21 protein-coding genes are annotated in these 17,839 nt (G+C 68.0%); 17 read left to right on the top strand and 4 right to left on the bottom strand.

Annotation, left to right across the window (positions count from 1 at the left end):
- Positions 1-133: 133 nt before the first annotated feature.
- Both HWX39_RS23835 and HWX39_RS23830 read left to right on the top strand, forming a co-directional pair.
- Positions 134-1,327 carry a DNA-binding transcriptional regulator gene (locus HWX39_RS23835; RefSeq protein ID WP_175970256.1) on the top strand — a complete coding sequence of 398 codons (1,194 nt, stop codon included), beginning with the start codon at positions 134-136 and terminating at the stop codon, positions 1,325-1,327.
- Positions 1,328-1,353: 26 nt separating this feature from the next.
- On the top strand, positions 1,354-2,442 hold the full coding sequence (locus HWX39_RS23830) for an aldose epimerase family protein (protein WP_175970255.1): 1,089 nt from the start codon (positions 1,354-1,356) through the stop codon (positions 2,440-2,442).
- A gap of 92 nt (positions 2,443-2,534) precedes the next feature.
- On the opposite strand, the gene HWX39_RS23825 is transcribed toward HWX39_RS23830, so the two are convergent.
- The 3 genes from HWX39_RS23825 to HWX39_RS23815 all read right to left on the bottom strand — a co-directional run bounded on the left by HWX39_RS23825 (position 2,535) and on the right by HWX39_RS23815 (position 3,863).
- Complete coding sequence (locus HWX39_RS23825) at positions 2,535-2,795, bottom strand: hypothetical protein (protein ID WP_175970254.1); 261 nt, start codon at positions 2,793-2,795, stop codon at positions 2,535-2,537.
- A gap of 178 nt (positions 2,796-2,973) precedes the next feature.
- Positions 2,974-3,387, bottom strand: a complete 414-nt coding sequence (locus HWX39_RS23820) for an Hsp20/alpha crystallin family protein (protein ID WP_175951843.1) — start codon at positions 3,385-3,387, stop codon at positions 2,974-2,976.
- Positions 3,388-3,422: 35 nt separating this feature from the next.
- Positions 3,423-3,863 carry an Hsp20/alpha crystallin family protein gene (locus HWX39_RS23815; RefSeq protein ID WP_113194430.1) on the bottom strand — a complete coding sequence of 147 codons (441 nt, stop codon included), beginning with the start codon at positions 3,861-3,863 and terminating at the stop codon, positions 3,423-3,425.
- A gap of 510 nt (positions 3,864-4,373) precedes the next feature.
- Here HWX39_RS23815 and HWX39_RS23810 point away from each other — a divergent pair.
- From HWX39_RS23810 to HWX39_RS23790, 5 genes are all read left to right on the top strand, one after another.
- Complete coding sequence (locus HWX39_RS23810; protein WP_175970253.1) at positions 4,374-4,691, top strand: co-chaperone GroES; 318 nt, start codon at positions 4,374-4,376, stop codon at positions 4,689-4,691.
- Between the two features lie 77 nt (positions 4,692-4,768).
- The gene (groL, locus tag HWX39_RS23805; RefSeq protein WP_175970252.1) at positions 4,769-6,391 is read left to right on the top strand and encodes a chaperonin GroEL; all 1,623 of its coding nucleotides are present in this window, start codon (positions 4,769-4,771) and stop codon (positions 6,389-6,391) included.
- 109 nt (positions 6,392-6,500) lie between these two features.
- On the top strand, positions 6,501-6,755 hold the full coding sequence (locus tag HWX39_RS23800; RefSeq protein WP_175970251.1) for a hypothetical protein: 255 nt from the start codon (positions 6,501-6,503) through the stop codon (positions 6,753-6,755).
- A 12-nt stretch (positions 6,756-6,767) separates the two neighbouring features.
- Positions 6,768-7,193 (top strand): hypothetical protein, encoded by a 426-nt coding sequence (locus tag HWX39_RS23795; protein WP_175970250.1) that lies wholly within the window; start codon positions 6,768-6,770, stop codon positions 7,191-7,193.
- Between the two features lie 326 nt (positions 7,194-7,519).
- The gene (locus HWX39_RS23790) at positions 7,520-8,179 is read left to right on the top strand and encodes a carbonic anhydrase (protein WP_175970249.1); all 660 of its coding nucleotides are present in this window, start codon (positions 7,520-7,522) and stop codon (positions 8,177-8,179) included.
- A gap of 291 nt (positions 8,180-8,470) precedes the next feature.
- Here the strand turns inward: HWX39_RS23790 and HWX39_RS23785 are convergent, their stop codons facing one another.
- Positions 8,471-9,040: a lipocalin family protein gene (locus HWX39_RS23785; RefSeq protein WP_175970248.1), complete on the bottom strand. Its 570-nt coding sequence runs from the start codon at positions 9,038-9,040 to the stop codon at positions 8,471-8,473.
- Between the two features lie 224 nt (positions 9,041-9,264).
- Between HWX39_RS23785 and HWX39_RS23780 the strand changes: the two genes are divergently transcribed.
- The 10 genes from HWX39_RS23780 to HWX39_RS23735 all read left to right on the top strand — a co-directional run bounded on the left by HWX39_RS23780 (position 9,265) and on the right by HWX39_RS23735 (position 17,564).
- A complete protein-coding gene (locus tag HWX39_RS23780) occupies positions 9,265-9,876 on the top strand; it encodes a sigma-70 family RNA polymerase sigma factor (RefSeq protein WP_175970404.1) in 612 nt (203 codons plus the stop codon).
- The gene (locus HWX39_RS23775) at positions 9,873-10,604 is read left to right on the top strand and encodes an anti-sigma factor (protein WP_175970247.1); all 732 of its coding nucleotides are present in this window, start codon (positions 9,873-9,875) and stop codon (positions 10,602-10,604) included. Before HWX39_RS23780 ends, HWX39_RS23775 begins: the two co-directional genes overlap by 4 nt.
- A gap of 151 nt (positions 10,605-10,755) precedes the next feature.
- Positions 10,756-11,589 (top strand): DUF1295 domain-containing protein, encoded by an 834-nt coding sequence (locus HWX39_RS23770; protein WP_175970246.1) that lies wholly within the window; start codon positions 10,756-10,758, stop codon positions 11,587-11,589.
- Complete coding sequence (locus HWX39_RS23765) at positions 11,586-12,686, top strand: cyclopropane-fatty-acyl-phospholipid synthase family protein (protein ID WP_175970245.1); 1,101 nt, start codon at positions 11,586-11,588, stop codon at positions 12,684-12,686. The genes HWX39_RS23770 and HWX39_RS23765 overlap by 4 nt, the downstream gene beginning before the upstream one ends.
- The gene (locus HWX39_RS23760; protein ID WP_175970244.1) at positions 12,683-13,303 is read left to right on the top strand and encodes a lipocalin family protein; all 621 of its coding nucleotides are present in this window, start codon (positions 12,683-12,685) and stop codon (positions 13,301-13,303) included. Before HWX39_RS23765 ends, HWX39_RS23760 begins: the two co-directional genes overlap by 4 nt.
- 92 nt (positions 13,304-13,395) lie before the next feature.
- Entirely contained in the window at positions 13,396-14,700 is a 1,305-nt protein-coding gene (locus HWX39_RS23755) for an FAD-dependent oxidoreductase (protein ID WP_175970243.1), read from the top strand.
- Entirely contained in the window at positions 14,697-15,551 is an 855-nt protein-coding gene (locus HWX39_RS23750; RefSeq protein ID WP_175970242.1) for a DUF1365 domain-containing protein, read from the top strand. Before HWX39_RS23755 ends, HWX39_RS23750 begins: the two co-directional genes overlap by 4 nt.
- A complete protein-coding gene (locus HWX39_RS23745; RefSeq protein ID WP_175970241.1) occupies positions 15,548-16,765 on the top strand; it encodes a cyclopropane-fatty-acyl-phospholipid synthase family protein in 1,218 nt (405 codons plus the stop codon). Before HWX39_RS23750 ends, HWX39_RS23745 begins: the two co-directional genes overlap by 4 nt.
- Position 16,766: 1 nt before the next feature.
- Entirely contained in the window at positions 16,767-17,294 is a 528-nt protein-coding gene (locus tag HWX39_RS23740) for a chalcone isomerase family protein (RefSeq protein WP_175970240.1), read from the top strand.
- Positions 17,295-17,393: 99 nt separating this feature from the next.
- Positions 17,394-17,564 carry a DUF2256 domain-containing protein gene (locus HWX39_RS23735; protein WP_175970239.1) on the top strand — a complete coding sequence of 57 codons (171 nt, stop codon included), beginning with the start codon at positions 17,394-17,396 and terminating at the stop codon, positions 17,562-17,564.
- The last annotated feature ends 275 nt before the right edge of the window (positions 17,565-17,839 follow it).

The raw sequence follows: 17,839 nt of genomic DNA, 5'->3' as shown, positions 1-17,839 counted from the left end.
CTTGCCAGCCGCTGCGTGCGGCGCACGTTCCGTCCTACAATCGCCGAACACCAGACCATCGCGCGCCGCCGCCCCGGGCGCGCCCCGGAGACAACGGCGCGGCGTCGCCCCGACGCGCGCCCCCGAGATCGAGATGACACGCGCCCCTTCCGCCCAGACACCGCATCGCATCGCGCTGCTGTTCAACGCGAACAAGGTCTACGACCGCGAGATCATCAGCGGCATCGGCCAGTACCTGCACACGACGCGCGTCGTGTGGGACCTGTTTCTCGAAGACGACTTCCGCTGCCGGCTCACCGGCATCGAGCGCTTCGACGGCGACGGCATCATCGCGGACTTCGACGATCCCGCCGTCGCCGACGCACTCGCCGGCTCGCCGCTGCCGATCGTCGCGGTCGGCTCGTCGTACGAGGATCTCGCGCAGTATCCGGACGATGTCCCCTATATCGCGACCGACAACCCGAAGCTCGTGTCGCTCGCCTACACGCACCTGATCGGCGCGGGGCTCGCGCATTTCGCGATGTACAGCCTGCCGGTCGCGCAGGAGAACCGCTGGGCGCAACAGCGCGAGCTCGCGTTCGACCGGCTCGCGCGCGCCGACGGGCTGGACGCCCCGATCTACCGCGGGCTGTCGACGAGCGCCTCGGGCTGGAATCACGCCATCGAGCAGCTGATCGGCTGGCTGCATGCGCTGCCGAAACCCGTCGGCGTGATCGCGGTCACCGATGCGCGCGCGCGGCACCTGCTGCAAGCGTGCCTGATCGCGGGCATCGCGGTGCCGGAACAGGTCGCGATCATCGGCATCGACAACGATCCGCTCACGCGCACGCTGACGCGCATTCCGTTGTCGTCGGTGATCCAGGGCACCGAGGAAATGGGCCGTACCGCCGCGCACCTGCTGCACCGGATGCTGCGCGGCGCGCGCTTTCCGGGGCAGCGCATTCTCGTGCCGCCGGTCGGCATCAACGTGCTCGAGTCGACCCGCCACCAGCCGCTGGCGAGCCCGCACGTGATGCGTGCACGGCATTTCATTCGCCAGTACGCGTGCCAGGGGATCAAGACCGAACAGGTCGCCGACTATGTCGGCGTATCGCGCTCGCTGCTCGAAGAGCATTTTCGGCGCGAACTGCAGCGCACCGTGCACCAGGAGATCCTGCGTCACAAGCTCGAGGCCGCGCAGGCGCTGCTCGCCGGCCGGCAGGCGTCGAGCGCGGAAGTGGCGATCCGTTGCGGGTTCACGTCGCTTCAGTACATGTACGCAGTGTTCAGGCGCGAGCTGGGCTGCACGCCGCGCGAATTCCAGGAACGCGCGGCCGCCCCATGCTGACGCCCGCCGCCACTCTGACTCCACCCATGCATATCGATACCGCTTCTTCACACCTGACGCCCGGCGTGGCCCGCGTGCAGTCCGAGCCGTGGGGCACGTTGCCCGACGGCGAACCCGTGCGACGCTACACGCTGCGCAACGCGCACGGGATGCGCGTCGGCGTCAGCGATCTCGGCGCGACCGTCGTGTCGTGGCTCGCCCCCGACCGCACGGGGCGTCTCGCCGACATCGTGCTCGCACACGACACGCCGGCCGAGTACCTCGAATCCGGCGCCTACCTCGGCGCGACGATCGGCCGATGGGCGAACCGGATCGCCGGTGCGCGCTTCGAGCTCGACGGTGTCGACTACCTGCTCGACCGCAACGAGAACGGCAACCTGCTGCACGGCGGTGCGAACGGCTTTCATCGTGCGCGCTGGGACGTGATCGACGACTGCGGCGGGCTGACGTTGCGGCTCGATTCGCCGGAAGGCGATGCGGGATTCCCCGGCAACGTGAGCGTGCAGGTCCGCTACACGCTCGACGACGACGGCACGCTGACGATCGACTATGTGGGGCGGACCGATGCACCGACGCCGCTGAACCTGACGAATCACAGCTACTTCAACCTGAGCGGGCGCCCGGGCAGCGATGTGCGCGGCCATTTGCTGCACATCGACGCCGACGCGTTCCTCGAGGTGGACGACGCGCTGATCCCGACCGGCACGGCCGACGTGACGGGCACCGCGTTCGATTTCCGTCAAAGCGCGCCGATCGGTGCGCGCCTCGACTGGCCGCATGCGCAACTGGCTCGCGCGCGCGGCTTCGACCACTGCTTCGTACTGGGCGGCGGCGCGCACGAGGTCCGGCCCGTCGCGCGCATCTACGATCCGGAAAGCGGCCGCGAACTGATCGTGTCGACCGACCAGCGCGGCCTGCAGCTCTATACCGGAAACTATCTCGATGGCGTGCGCGTGAGCGGCGGCACGCTTTGCGCGCGACACGCGGCGCTGTGCGTGGAGGCGGGCGGCTTTCCGGATCAGGTCAACATGGCGGGCCTGCGCGACGACGTGATCCTTTATCCGGGCGCCGTCTATCGACAGACCACCCGGTATCGCGTAGCCGTTCATGCATAGTGTGCGCGGGCAGCGTCGCCGGCACCCCGTCCGCGTCCGCGCCGGCTTCGGCCGGTTGCCACGCCGGCTCGGCGCGCGTCAGGCCGGCATCGTCATGCGTCGGGATGCATGCCGGAAACCGGCGGCCCGACGATGCCGGCATGCGCGGGCCCCGGCGTGCTGCCCGGGTGAAGCGCGTCGAGAAACCGGCGCCCCTTGTGCGTCAGGTAAGCATGGCGCCTGCCCGCGGCGCCATGCTCCAGCATGACCAGCTGGCGCTCGAGCAGCGCGTCGAGCTCGGTTCGGTGCAGGTCGATCTGGTCCGGCGCCTCGCGGACCAGCATCAGGGTCGCAAATTCGTGTGGGCTGAGCATGTCCATTTCCTGTCAACGAGGGAATCGCGAGTCGCGGCGGGGCGCGAAAGCCAACCGCGGGGTGCAGGCCTGCCCCCGCCCGCGGCATCGCACGGCCGACCACCGGCGGTCGGCCGTGCCCGCCGGCGCAGCCCGGTGCGCGGTGCTGCGCCGGTCCGTGCGGTGCCGGTGCGCCGGCCTATCCGACGCTCACCTGGATGCGTCGCGGTTTCGCCTCCTCGCGGCGCGGAATGGTCAGCTTGAGCACCCCGTCGCGAAGTTGCGCATCGATGCGCGAGACGTCGAAGTCCGGGCTGATGGTGAACGCCCGCCAGAAGCGCGGATGACGCACTTCACCGTGCTGCAGCCGCAGTCCGGCCGGCGTCGGGATGACGGCTTCGGCCTCGACGGTCAGGTTGCCGTCCCGCACCTGCACGTCGAGCTTTTCGCGGGGCACGCCCGGCAAGTCCGCGTACAGCGTGATGCCGCGGTTGTCCTCGAAGACGTCGACGGCGGGCGCGACACGGGTGAGCGGCTTCGCCGGCGCCTCGCCGGCCGGGCCGGCAACGTCGGTGCCGGCCCCGCGCGTCGTCAGTTCGTTGCTGTCGTTCATGATGTCCTCCGTTCGTTAGGTATCTGGATCAACCGTCACTGGACGGCAATGGCGCGCGGCTTCGAAGCCTCGGAGCGCCCGACGCTGATGGTCAGGCAACCGTTCACATAGCGCGCATCGACCTTGTCCGGATCGGCGTGCTGCGGCAACTCGATGACCCGCCGGAACGCGCCCATGAAACGCTCCCGCGCATAGACGCGCGTTTCGGCGTCCTCATTCGACTCGGGCGGCTTGCGCTCGCCGCTGATCGTCAGCAGCCCCTTGTCGATCGAGACGTCGATCGCGGCCGGATCGAGCCCCGGCGCGAATGCGACGATCTCGATGCTGTCGTCGGTGCTGCCGATGTTCACCGCAGGGAAGGTTTCGCTGCGCGTGGCGCGCAGGCTGGCGGGATACCCCGCGAAGAGGCTGGCCATCTGCCGTTGCAGGCGGTCGAATTCGCCCAGCAGATCGGTGCCGAAGAGAAGATCGCTCATGACTGGCTCCTTGAATCGGGGGCCCTTCACGAGAGGCGAACGGAACCACGCGCTCCAGTTCGCCTGCCCGTGGGAAACCCCGCAGACAAACAAATCGAAACACGCAGCGCTTAGCGCGACTGCCTTGGCGATCCGTAACATAGCGCAAGAAGCGGAAATTTCAAGAGGCTGTCCAACATCCCGTCCCGCGACGCTTCACGGGCCTCGCCGACAGGCTTCGGGAACCGGCCGAGCGTGTGCGCATGCCGCCTTCCCGGCACGGTCACGGCCGCTGCGCAGGCAATACGCCGCACGCCTCGTCGCCTCGGAAAGAGCCGTCGCCCCCCGATGCCCGGCTGAAACAAATTGTTACAAACAGGCGTTTGGGCGCCCTCTTGAAGCGTGCGGCTGGCGCCTCTATTTCGGTTCCCGCCAGACAGTGGCGCGGCTGCCCGGCGGCGACGCACGAGTCGCGACGGCCGGCAGCCGGATTCCCTTTTTCGTGAACGTTCAATCGCTCAGGAGATGAGAATGCAGATTCGCCCCCTCTACGACCGGGTTATCGTCAAGCGAATCGAGACGCAGCGGACGACGGCGTCGGGCATCGTGATTCCCGACTCGGCCGCGGAAAAGCCCGAACAAGGCGAAGTCATCGCGGTCGGCGGCGGCCGGCTGCTCCAGGATGGAACGCTGCGTGCGCTCCAGTTGAAAGTCGGTGATCAGGTGCTCTTCGGCAAATACGCGGGCCAGACCGTCAAGGTCGATGGCGAGGAACTCCTCGTCATGCGCGAGGAGGACGTCATGGGTGTCCTCGAGGCCGACGCCGGCACCGCCCGCAAGGCCGCCTGAAAACCTGAACCGGTCGCGAACACCTGACCGGTGGTTCGCGACGCGTCGAGTCAACGACTATGATCCGGAGTCCAAACATGAGTGCAAAAGACGTCAAATTCCACGACAGTGCCCGCGGCCGCATCGTCAAGGGCGTGAACGTGCTCGCCGACGCCGTGAAGGTCACGCTCGGGCCGAAGGGCCGCAACGTGCTGATCGAGCGCGGCTTCGGCGCGCCCGTCATCACGAAGGACGGCGTGTCGGTCGCGAAGGAAATCGAGCTGAAGGAGCGCTTCGAAAACATGGGGGCGCAGATCGTCAAGCAGGTCGCATCGAAGACCGCGGATGTGGCCGGCGACGGCACCACCACGGCCACCGTGCTCGCGCAGGCGATCGTGCAGGAAGGCATGAAGCACGTCGCCGCCGGCGTGAACCCGATGGACCTGAAGCGCGGCATCGACAAGGCGGTGGCCGCCGTGCTCGACGCGCTTCGCGACCTGTCGAAGCCGATTTCCACGAGCCGGGAGATCGCGCAGGTCGGCTCGATCTCGGCGAACGCCGACGAGGCGATCGGCAAGATAATCGCCGACGCAATGGAGAAGGTCGGCAAGGAAGGGGTCATCACGGTCGAGGACGGCAAATCCCTCGACAACGAGCTGGATGTCGTCGAGGGGATGCAGTTCGACCGCGGCTACATCAGCCCCTACTTCATCAACGATCCCGACAAGCAGGCGGCCTACCTGGACGACGCGCTGATCCTGCTGCACGACAAGAAGATCTCGAACGTCCGGGATCTGCTGCCCATCCTCGAGGCGACCTCGAAGGCAGGCAAGCCCCTGCTGATCGTGGCGGAAGATATCGAAGGCGAAGCCCTGGCCACGCTCGTGGTGAACGCGATGCGAGGCATCCTGAAAGTCGCGGCCGTCAAGGCGCCCGGGTTCGGCGACCGTCGCAAGGCGATGCTGGAGGATATCGCGATCCTGACCGGCGCAACCGTCATCTCGGAAGAGACCGGCAAGCAGCTGCAAAAGGCAACCCTCGAGGATCTGGGGCAGGCAAAGCGCGTCGAGGTGCGCAAGGACGACACGATCATCATCGACGGCGCCGGCGACGAGCAGCGCATCGATGCGCGCGTGAAGTCGATCCGCACGCAGATCGAGGAAGCCACCAGCGACTACGATCGCGAGAAGCTCCAGGAACGCGTCGCGAAGCTCGCGGGCGGCGTGGCCGTCATCAAGGTCGGAGCGGCGACCGAAGTCGAGATGAAGGAGAAGAAGGACCGCGTGGACGACGCGCTGCACGCCACGCGCGCGGCGGTCGAGGAAGGGATCGTGCCCGGCGGCGGCGTGGCGCTTCTGCGCGCGCGCTCGACGGTCACGGGCCTGACAGGCGCCAACAGCGACCAGGACGCGGGGATCCACATCGTGCTGCGCGCGCTCGAAGCGCCGCTGCGCGTCATCGCGTCGAATGCCGGGGACGAGCCGTCGGTCGTCATCGCGAAGGTACTGGCAGGCACGGGCAACTTCGGCTACAACGCGGCCACCGGCGAGTTCGTCGACCTCGTCGAGGCCGGTGTCGTCGATCCCACCAAGGTGACGCGCACGGCATTGCAAAATGCCGCGTCGATCGCCGGCCTGATCCTCACGACCGATGCATCGGTTGCCGACGCACCCAAGGACGAGAAGCCGGCCCCGCACGCGACACCGGCGCTCGAGTATTGACCCGGTAGCGGTTCGTGTCTGCGCCGGCTGAACAGTCGCGGCCGGCGCAACGCGTTGGGCGCCGCACGCGCGATGCGGGCCGCGGCGCCGCTTTTTGCCCGGAATCGACATGAAACTCGTGCTTCACATTGATTCGAAACCGCTTGACATCGAAATCGACGATGTCCTGGCAGGGTTGCTGGCCGCCCGCCTCGAGCTTCCTGGCGGCGCCGCCAACAAGGATGCGCTCGCCCAGTACCTCGGCAAAAAGGGCGAGCCCTGGATGCTCGACGAAGACCATATGCGAAAGCGCATCTTCCGTCGGCTGATCCTGGACATCGCGGATCCGGCGCTGATCATCAGTCATCTCATGGCAAACGATTGACGCTGCATCGCCGTGGCGTTCGTCGCCCGGCGGCGGCGGCGCCTGCGTCGACGCGACCTCGAAACGGCTCACCGCGCTGCGCAATCCCCTGTCACCATGCCCGGCAATTTTCGTTCGCCGGTTCCCGCTCCGACCCGGCTGCCGGTCGGCGTGCTCGGAATCGATTACCTCAAGTTTTTACAGCTTTCGGTCGATGAGGCGATGCTGCTCGACACTTCGTTCGACATCGATGCGCTGGACGACGCCATCGCGTCCATCCGCTCGAATTCGATGCGCGCGGCACGGCCGGCCATGAAAGTGTTCTTCGACGGCTGCAGGTTCTGGCTCGCCAGTCACTTTCATCGCTACGAGGCGGCCCGCCGGCTCGGTGCGCGTCACCAGGAATTCTTCTGCGAGATCGTGCCGGGCCGGAAGGCCGACGCCACGGGTCGCACCTGAATCGTTCTCGGCATCCCTGACTGACCAGCCAGACAGCAGCCACCTGATTCGACGGGGATAGTTATTGGGGACATTCCGCTGGATCCGATACGTCCAGGATCGCCCTCACCGGAAAACGGCATGGAAATGCAGCCCCCCATTCTCCGAAATGGTTAGCGATACTTATGCAAAAAACGAATCGACATTCGTCGCGGCATCCTGGGGCGGGTCCCGGGCGATGCCGCTCGCCATTCCTGCGCACGGCGGATATCTGCATTATGATGCTCGCCGCGCAGGCGTACCTGCTACTGCTGCGCTGATCATACGTCTGAAGTTCTGGAGCGAGCATGCGAGATATCATCGATGGTTTTTTGCGTTTTCAACGCGACATCTACCCGCAACGTGAGGCGCTTTTCAAGCAACTCGCCACGTCACAAAACCCCAAGGCGCTGTTCGTCACGTGCTCCGACAGCCGTGTCGTCCCTGAGCTGCTCACGCAGCGCGAGCCGGGCGAACTGTTCGTGATCCGCAATGCGGGCAATATCGTGCCGTCGTACGGCCCGGAACCGGGCGGCGTGTCCGCCACCGTGGAATACGCGGTCGCCGTTCTCGGCGTTCGGGATATCGTGATCTGCGGCCACTCCGATTGCGGCGCGATGGGCGCGATTTCGCGCTGCACCTGCCTCGATCATCTGCCGGCCGTCGCGAACTGGCTGCGTCACGCCGATTCCGCGCGCGTCATCAACGCCGCGCATGAATACGACACGCCGCGCGCGAAACTCGACGGGCTCGTGCGCGAAAACGTGATCGCGCAGCTGGCGAACCTGCGCACCCACCCGTCAGTCGCGCTTGCCCTGGAGCAAGGACGCCTGAACCTGCACGGCTGGGTCTACGACATCGAGACGGGCGGCATCGACGCGCTGGACGGCACCACCCGACGATTCGTCCCGCTGGCCGAATCGCCCGCGGTGGTCGCCGTGAATTCGCGCGACCGCGCCCAGATCTAGCCTACCGACCGTTCGCGCCCGATGCCCGGCATCGGGCGTGCACGACGATCCGCCGAACGGAGCGAGCGCGGCAACGCGCGCGCCGCTTCGTATCGCCCCACCCCACGCGCGAGTCTCGCGGCGTCCATGCGGACGCCGCACCACGTTGACGGGCATCGACACCATCACGCCGGCTCCATCGGCGTCATCCCGCCTTTCGCCGTCGCCATCGGCCACGGTTGCGCGCCTACGCGGGGCTCGGCGTCACTCCCGGCCCAATGGCGCCGTGCACGCGCGTTGCGTGCGGTCGCCCTAATGCGCAGTGCGCCGCAACATCGCCGTGTCGTAACCGAGCGCCCGAACCCGTTCGACAAGCGCCGCGGCCTGTTCGGCGGAGGGCTTCGCGTCGCGCGTCAGGATCCACAGGAACCGACCCGACGGTTCACCGACGATCGACCATGAGTAGTCGTCGGCGCGATCGAGCACCCAGTAATCGCCGAAGAAGAACGGCCCGAAGAACGACACTTTCAGCTTTGCGTTGCCGCTGTCGGCCACGATCTTCGCGCGCCCGTCGGCGGTGCGCGCGCGGCCGTCCGGCCCGCCTTCGCGGCAAGTATTGCGCACGTCGATGAGACCGTCTTCCCGCTTCGCATACTCGGCCGTCACGCCGTCGCATCCGCGCTCGAAGCGGTTTTCATACCGCGCGAATTCGTACCATCTGCCGACGTAGCGATCGAGATCGACGGATTTCGCGGGTTGCGGAACGTGTGCATTCCCGCTGGGCCCGCCGGCGAGGCCTGCACATCCCGCCAGCACCAGTGCGGCGCCCGCCGCGATCACGCCCGCCGCCCACAGCGGTCGGCCAACGATACTTCGCTTCATCGAATAGCTCTCCAGACACAAAACCCGGTCATTGTGCACTCAACCGACGGGGGTCTGCCGCATGCGCCGCACGTTGCGGCTGCCTGCATCCGCGCGGACGAGTCGCTCGTATCTGGTTGAAGATTTCACAGCGGGCGCGCCGTCGATCGCTCAATCAGATGCATCCGAGAGTGCTATATTTCGCTCGACATCCACATCATGGCGATCCGCGCCATCCACTTCGCATGAGCGACACGCCAAGCGGTGCCAGCGGCTTCGATCAGTCGGCCCCTTCGCGCGATGCCGAAGCGGATGTCGCGCGCCGCGAACATCTGAATCGGGTGATGCTTCAGGCGGCAGCCGGCGATCAGGCTGCTTTCGCGGAGTTGTACCGGCTGACCGCGTCGCGGGTGTTCGGGACAATCGTGCGCATGCTTCACGATCACGGGGAAGCCGAGGATCTCCTCCAGGAGGTCTACACGACCGCATGGCGACGCATCGACGCGTTCGACCCGGCACGCGGCGGCGCGATGACGTGGCTGATCACGCTGGCGCGCAACAAGACGATCGACCGCTTGCGGCAGCATCGCGACGCGCAACTCGACGACGAACAGGCGCTGGCGCTTCCCGCCGAAGATCCGACGCCCGCCGCGCTGGCGGAGGCCTCGCAGGAGCGCCTGCGCCTCGAGCACTGCCTCGCGCAACTCGATCCGCAGCAGGGCCGCGCGGTGCGCGAGGCCTTCTTCAGCGGCGCGACCTACAGTGAGCTGGCAGCGCGACTGCGTGTGCCGCTCGGAACCATGAAGAGCTGGATCCGGCGCAGCCTGATGCAGCTGAAGGTGTGCCTGGAGCAATGAATACGCCGGCCGATCACAATCCCGAATTGCGCTGCGCAGAATACGCGCTCGGCGTGCTCGACGCTGACGCGCGCCGCGAGCTGGAGCAGTCCGCCGCTCGCGACCCGGCGTTGCAAGCCACGCTCGAGCGCTGGCAGCGCCGCCTCGCCGCGCTCGCGGACGACATCACGCCCGTCGACCCGCCCGCGCGAACCTGGACGAGGATCCAGCACCAGTTGGGCTTCATCCCGCCGCGCGCAAGCAGCGCTGCGCCATCCGCCGGATGGTGGAACAGCCTGCGACTGTGGCGCTGGGTCGGCATCGGCGCGAGCGCGGCGGCGCTGGGGCTGCTCACGGTCAACGTGATCCGGGTGGACGAAGCGCCGCCGCGCCCCGCTGCCGAGGACAGCCGCTACATGGCGGCCACGCTCGCACAAGCGGATGGCGTCGCACGGTGGACCGCGACGGTCGACTTGCGGCGTGCCCGGATGGTCGTGGTGCCCGCGAACACGCCACCGATCGCCGCGGATCGCTCGACGGAGCTCTGGCTGATTCCGCCGAACGCGAAGCCGATCTCGCTCGGCGTATTCGCGTCGAACGCACCGGCGTCGATGACGCTGCCGCAAGCGATCGTCGCGCGACTCGATGCGCGCGCGGTGCTCGCCGTATCGCTCGAGCCTCGCGGCGGCTCGCCGAGCGGCCAACCCACCGGGCCAGTGCTCGCCACCGGCGCGATGCACACCGCTTGACGCGCGCAACGCGCGCTCCACGCACGAAACGCGGCGGCGTGCCGCCCGTTGCTGGCTCTCTCGACGGGATCACGCCGCATTTCGCCGCATCCGGTTGCATCCGGTCGGTCGCCGGCTCCGTATAAGGGGATATCGCGTCCCCGGAGCCCGTATGCCCGCCGTCGTCGTTGCCCTCCTCGCCTTCGTCGGACTGATCGTGTCCTTCACGGCCGTGTGGATTGCCCAGTTGCGTTCCCGGAACGCCGGGATGATCGATCCGGTCTGGGCCGCGACGCTCGGCGGCGTCGCCGTGTTCGTCGCCGTGCTGGCTACCGGCCCGGAATTGAACCGTGCGCTCGTCGCCGCCGGCGGCGGCATCTGGGGGCTGCGACTCGCGCGGCACCTGTGGCGGCGCAATCGCGGGCAGCCGGAGGACCCGCGCTATCGACAGTTCCGCCTGCAGTGGGGCGACGCCGCGCCGCGCAACATGTTCTGGCTGTTCCAGTTGCAAGCGCTGATCTCGATGCTGCTTTCGCTCGCGTTCTTCATCCCCGCATACAGCACGGCAGCCCCGTCCCGGTTCGCGATTGCGGCGGCAGTCGCGATCTGGATCGCCGCCGTCGCCGGAGAGACCGCCGCCGACCGGCAACTCAAGCGGTTTCTCGCGGATCCCGGCCACGCCGGCCAGGTCTGTCGCGCCGGCTGGTGGCGCTATTCGCGGCACCCCAACTATTTTTTCGAGTGCGTGCACTGGCTCGCCTACACGGCCCTGGCGATCGGCATGCCGTGGGGCTGGCTGACGCTGATACCGCCCTTCCTGATGGCATGGCTGCTGCTCAAGGTATCCGGCTTGCCGCTGCTCGAAGCGCGTCTGGTGCAAACCCGGCCGGGCTACCGCGAGTACCTGCGCACGACCAGCGCCATCGTTCCGTGGCCGCCGAGGCCGACGCCCAGCCCTTCCCCCACTCGATCCGATCACCCTGAAGACCGGAGCACGCGATCATGACCGCTACCACCTCGCAACCGTCGCCGGCCTCGGTGGCGGCACCCAACGACTCCTGGCTGATTCGCTGCTGCGAGCGCGGCTGGCTGCCGGACCGGCTGATCCGGGCCGGCATGCGCTCGCTCATGCGGCAACGCCTGCGCGCCGAACACGCGTATGACGCCGAACAGCGCGCGGCGGCCCACGACACGGTGGTGCGCGAGCTGGGCGCGAGCCCGATCGCCATCGAGACGCTCGCGGCGAACACGCAGCATTACGAGGTGCCCGGCAGCTTCTTCGAGGCCCATCTCGGCCCGCGGCTCAAATACTCGTGCGGCTATTACCCGCGCGGCGACGAAACGCTGTCGCAGGCAGAGGAGGCCATGCTGGCGCTGTACGCGCAGCGCGCCAGGCTGGCGGACGGCCAGCGCATGCTCGACCTCGGGTGCGGCTGGGGTTCGCTGTCGCTCTGGCTCGCCGAGCGGTATCCGGCGGCGCAGATCGTCGGCCTGTCGAATTCGCACGGTCAACGCCACTTCATCGAGCAACGCGCGGCGCAGCGCGGGCTGACGAACCTGCGCATCGTGACCGGCAACGTGGTGGAGTTCGACTTCGATCCCGCGGACGCCGGTTTCGACCGCGTGCTCTCGATCGAGATGTTCGAGCACATGAAGAACTACGGGCAACTGCTCGCGAAAATCGCGCGCTGGATGCACGACGACGGCAAGCTCTTCGTGCACATCTTCGCGCACAAGCTGCTCGCCTATCACTTCGCGGTGCGCGACGACACCGACTGGATGTCGCGCCATTTCTTCACGGGCGGGACGATGCCGTCGGCCGACCTGCTGCTGCGGTTCCAGGACGACCTGCGCGTCACCCGCCAATGGTGGCTCGACGGCACTCACTACGCCCGCACGGCCAATCAGTGGCTCGCGTCGCTCGACGCGGCGCGTCACCGGATCATGCCGATCTTCGAGACGGTCTACGGCGCCGACGCCCGCATCTGGTTCCAGCGCTGGCGGATGTTCTACATGGCGGTCGCCGAGCTGTTCGGCCATGCCGACGGGCAGGAATGGGGCGTCGCCCACTATCTGTTCGACAAGCGCCGGGGTCTCGCATGAGGGCCGCGATCCCGTACCGGGTCGTCCGCCGCGTCGCCGTCACGGTCGTGACGGCGCTCGCGATCGGGGCCGCCGGGTGCTCGGGCAGCCCGCCGAACCCGAATCCGCGCGCCGCCGTTCCGCTGTCGACCGTCCCCGTCGACTTGCCGCGCTACATGGGCCGCTGGTACGTGATCGCCAATATCCCGTATTTCGCGGAACGCAACTTCGTCGGCAGCCGGGCCGAATGGCGCCTGCGCGACGACGGCCGGATCGACGACGCCTTCGCCGGCCGCAAGGGCGGCTTCGACCAGCCCGAGCAGCACTATCGGTTCGTCGACTCCGTCAAGCCCGGCAGCGGCGGGGGCGAATGGCGCGTGCGGCTGTTCTGGCCGGTGTATGTCACGCAACTGACGCTCTACGTCGACCCCGACTACCGGTACACGATCCTCGGCTACCCGGGCAAGACGCTCGGCTGGATCTTCTCGCGCGAGCCGACGATGGACGAGGCCACCTATCGCTCGCTGCTCGCCCGGCTCGATGCGATGGGTTACGACACGTCGCGCTTCAGGCGGGTGCCGCAAACACCGGACCAGATCGGCAAGCCGGGCTTCGCGTCGCCCGGCGATCGCGAATGACGGCCGCACCTGCATCCGCCGCGCGCGGTGCGTCGTATATGAGCACATGTGATTCCCGAACCTGCTCTTGTGATTGACGGAGACCCTTCGCGATGCACCCGGAACTTTCCATGTCGCTGCCCGGCCGGCGGATCGCCGTCGTCGGCGCCGGCATCGCGGGCCTGGCCAGTGCGTACTTGCTGGCCCGCCGTCACCGCGTGACGCTGTTCGAGGCCGCCGACTATCTCGGCGGCCACACGCACACGGTCGACGTCGAGCTCGACGGCGCACGCCACCCCGTCGACACGGGCTTCCTCGTGTTCAACGACCGGACCTATCCGAACCTGATCGCATTGTTCGACGAACTGGGCGTGGCCGCCCATTCGACCGACATGTCGTTTTCGGTGTCGGTCGACGGCGGCCGGCTCGAATGGGCCGGCAGCAACCTGAACACAGTGTTCGCGCAACGCCGCAACCTGTTCTCGCCGACCTTCCTCGGGATGTTGCGCGACATCCTGCGCTTCAACGCGTCCGCGCAAGATCACCTCGAATCGGCGAGCCGGGAGCGTCTTTCGGTCGGGGAACTGCTCACGGCCGGCGGCTACGGCGCATCGTTCCAGCATCACTACCTGCTGCCGATGGCGGCCGCGATCTGGTCGAGCGCGGCCAACGACATCCTGCGGTTTCCGGCGGCGACGTTCCTGCGCTTCTGCCTGAATCACGCGTTGTTGCAGGTCAACAACCGGCCGACCTGGCGCACCGTCGCGGGCGGCGCGCGGCAGTACGTCGAGCGCATCGCCGCGACGCTCGACGACGTGCGCGTGAATACGCCGGTCCGCGCGATACGGCGCGACGACGCGGGCGTGACGGTGGCGACCGACACGGCCGGTCAAGAGCGCTTCGACGCGGTCGTGCTCGCGTGCCATGCGCCGACCAGCCTGCGGCTGCTCGCGGATGCCAGCAACGCCGAGCGCGACGTGCTCGGCGCCGTGCGCTACCAGCACAACGTCGCGGTGCTTCATACCGATACGGCGTTGCTGCCGCGTCGGCGGCGCGTGTGGTCGGCGTGGAACTACCTGGGCGGGCGGCCGAGGCGCAACGGCGGCGAATCGCCCGTGTGCGTGAGCTACCTGCTCAACCAGTTGCAGCCGCTGCCGTTCCGCTCGCCGGTCGTCGTCACGTTGAATCCGGTCGACGCGCCCGCGCCCGACACCCAGCTCGGCCGCTACGATTACGAGCACCCGCTGCTCGACCTCGCGGCCGTGGATGCGCAGCATCGCCTGCCGATGCTGCAAGGGCGGCGCAATACGTGGTTTGCGGGCGCGTGGACGGGCTACGGGTTCCATGAGGATGGACTGAAATCGGCGTTGCGCGTCGCCAGCAGCTTCGGCGTCGCGCCGGCCTGGGCTCGCCCATGAACGCGCCCTTCGCCCGCGACGGCACGGCCGCCCGGCTGCTCGTCGGCACCGTGATGCACGAACGGCTGCGGCCGGTGCGCCATGCGTTCGCGTACCCGCTATTCCAGGTGTGCTGCGACGTCGAGCGGCTGGACGAGATCGACGCCGGCTGGTTCGGCATCGATCGCCGGGCCCCGCTCGCGCTCGCTTGCCGCGACTACGGCCCGCGCGACGGCCGCGCGCTCGGCCCGTGGATGCGCGATGTCCTCGCGCACGCCGGCATTCCCGCCGACGGCCCGATCTGGCTGCAAACGATCCCGCGCATCTTCGGCTACGCGTTCAACCCGGTGAGCTTCTGGTACTGCTACGACCGCGCGGGCCGGCTGCGCGCGCTGTACGCCGAGGTGCGCAACACGTTCGGTGCGCACCACGGCTACCTGCTGAGCGCGATGCGCCATGCGCCGATCGACGCCGACACCGTGCTCGTCTGCCGCAAGACGTTTCATATCTCGCCGTTTTGCGACATCGTCGGGGAATACGCGTTTCGCGTGCGTCAGCGCGGCGATCATCTGAGCGTGGCGATCGACTATCGCGACGACGAAGGCCTGCTGCTGCGCACGGCCATCGGCATGCGGTCCGCGCCGCTGACAGCGGCACGCGCGTGGCGCGCGCTGGCCCGGCAGCCGCTGAACGCGGTCAACGTCGTCATTCGCATTCATTGGCAAGCGCTGCGGCTGTGGCTCGCGCGCGTGCCGTTCCACGGCAAGACGCCCCCCGGCCGAGCTGCCGCTGCCGATTCGCCATTGTCCCGTTCGCCGGGCGCGTCGCCACGCGGCCGCTCGGCGATGTCCGATCACGAGGCTCGTCCATGACCTTGCTGCGCCTGCTGTCTCCCGCATCGCAACCGGCGATGCCGCTCTCGGCCCGGTGGTTCATCGCGTTGCTACGGCAAATCCACGACGGTCACCTGACGCTCGTGACGCCCGAAGGCGCGCAGCATGTGTTCGGCGATCCGCACTGCCAGCCGGCCGCGACGCTGCAGGTCCGCGACTGGCGGGCGTGCCGTGCGATCCTGCGCGCGGGCGACATCGGCTTCGCGGAAGCGTATCGCGCCGGCTGGATCGACACGCCCGAGCTCGTCGCGCTGCTGCGCCTCGCGATCCGCAACCAGCCGGTGATCGCGAAGACGGTTACCGGCGGCCGCCTGGCACGCGTCTGGTACGCGCTGCGTCACCGGCTGAGGATGAATACGCGGGCCGGCAGCCGCCGCAACATCCACGCGCACTACGATCTCGGCAACGACTTTTACGGGTTGTGGCTCGACGACACGTGGACGTATTCGAGCGCATGCTTCGACGGCGACGCGCAGCGTTCGCTCGCCGACGCGCAAACGGCAAAGTATCAGCGCATCGTCGATTCGCTCGGCCTGCGCGCCGGCATGCGCGTGCTCGAGATCGGCTGCGGCTGGGGCGGGTTCGCGTTGCATGCCGCACGGCAAGGCATCCGCGTGCATGGCGTCACCCTCTCGCAGGCGCAATACGCGCTGGCTCGCGAGCGCGTTGCGCGCGACGGGCTGTCCGATCGCGTCACGCTCGAATTGCGCGACTATCGCGACGTCGACGGCCAATACGACGCGATCGTGTCGATCGAGATGTTCGAGGCCGTGGGCGAAACATACTGGCCGGTGTACTTCGACACGCTCAGGCAGCGCCTGAAGCCCGGGGCTCGCGCGCTGGTTCAATCGATCACGATCATCGAGTCGCTGTTCGACGCGTACCGCACGTCAAGCGACTTCATTCGCGAGTTCATCTTTCCCGGCGGGATGCTGCCGAGCCCGGAGCGCTTCGTCGATGCCGCGCGGCGGGCCGGCCTGGCCGCCGAACCGGTGCTCGCGTTTGGCGACGACTACGCGCGCACGCTGCGCACGTGGCGGGCCACGTTCGAGGCACGCATCGACTCGGTGCGCGCGCAACGGTTCGACGAGACGTTCATTCGCACCTGGCGCCTCTATCTCGCCTATTGCGAAGCGGGATTCGCCGAGCGGCGGACCGACGTGATGCATTTCATCGTGTCGTCGGGCGGCTGACATGAGGCGCCGGCTTGCGATGCTCGCCGCGGCCGCGGCGCTGGCTGCGCCGCTGTTCGCCGGCGCGAGCTGCGTCGACGATATCGGATCGGCGCGACTGATCGGATCCGGCCGATTCTGCATCCTGGGCATCTGCCTGTACGACGCCCAGCTGTGGGCGCCCCGGCCCCCCGGCGCGTTCGACACGCCGTTTGCGTTGTCGCTGGCCTACCGTCACGACGTGAAAGGCGAGCGGCTCGTCGCGACGGGCATGGACGAGATCGAGCGCCTCGCCCCCGCGCCGTTGCCGGCTGCGACGCTCGATGCATGGCGCCGCGATATCGAACGGGCGTTCACCGACGTCTCGCGCGGCGACGTGCTTTGCGGCGTGTATTTCCCCGAGCGCGGCGCACGCTTCTACACCAACGGCCGCCTCACGGCCGACGTGACCGACCCGGCGTTCGCGCGCGCATTCTTCGCGATCTGGCTCGACCCGCGCACGCGGGCAAAATCGCTGCGCCGCCAGTTGCTGGGCGACGACGCGCGCTGATTCGACGGCGAGCGATGGCGACTGGTCCAATGTATCGAGGCCGGCAGCGCCGTTCGACCGGACCGTTCGCCAGCGATCCTTCTCGACGCGTGATACGCGATGGCCAACAAGATGCACTTGCCTGAGAAGACCTGCGAGACCTGCGGCTTGCCTTTCAGCTGGAGAAAGAAATGGAAGGCCGCTTGGGACGAAGTCCGATATTGCTCGGCGCGTTGCCGTCGGAATCGGCGGCAGCCCTCCCGCATGAAGGCAAACGCTGCACGTCGTTGACTTCGCATCGATGAGCCGGTCGCGAGCAGCGCGCGGGCCCGGATAGCGCTTCGATCGGGCCGGGACGGCATGCTCGCCCCTGTTTCGGTTCACCGGGATCGATCGGCACCGGTGCGCGCAGGCGCGCTCGTCAGGGCGGCCCTCCCCCTTCCCCGCGGCCGTCTGGATCGCAGCATGCCCGGTTGCCTCCAGGCGGTTCACTCCACCCCGTCTCAGCGTCACGACGCTGGCGTGAAAGCCCGGTCATGTTCGCTGGCGCGAACGGCCACGGGCCG

Origin of the sequence: Burkholderia sp. BCC0322, assembly GCF_902833045.1 — a bacterium.
Classification (GTDB): Bacteria; Pseudomonadota; Gammaproteobacteria; order Burkholderiales; family Burkholderiaceae; genus Burkholderia.
The sequence above is the reverse complement of the archived record's forward strand: the minus strand, read 5'-3'. Positions and strand labels throughout refer to the sequence as shown.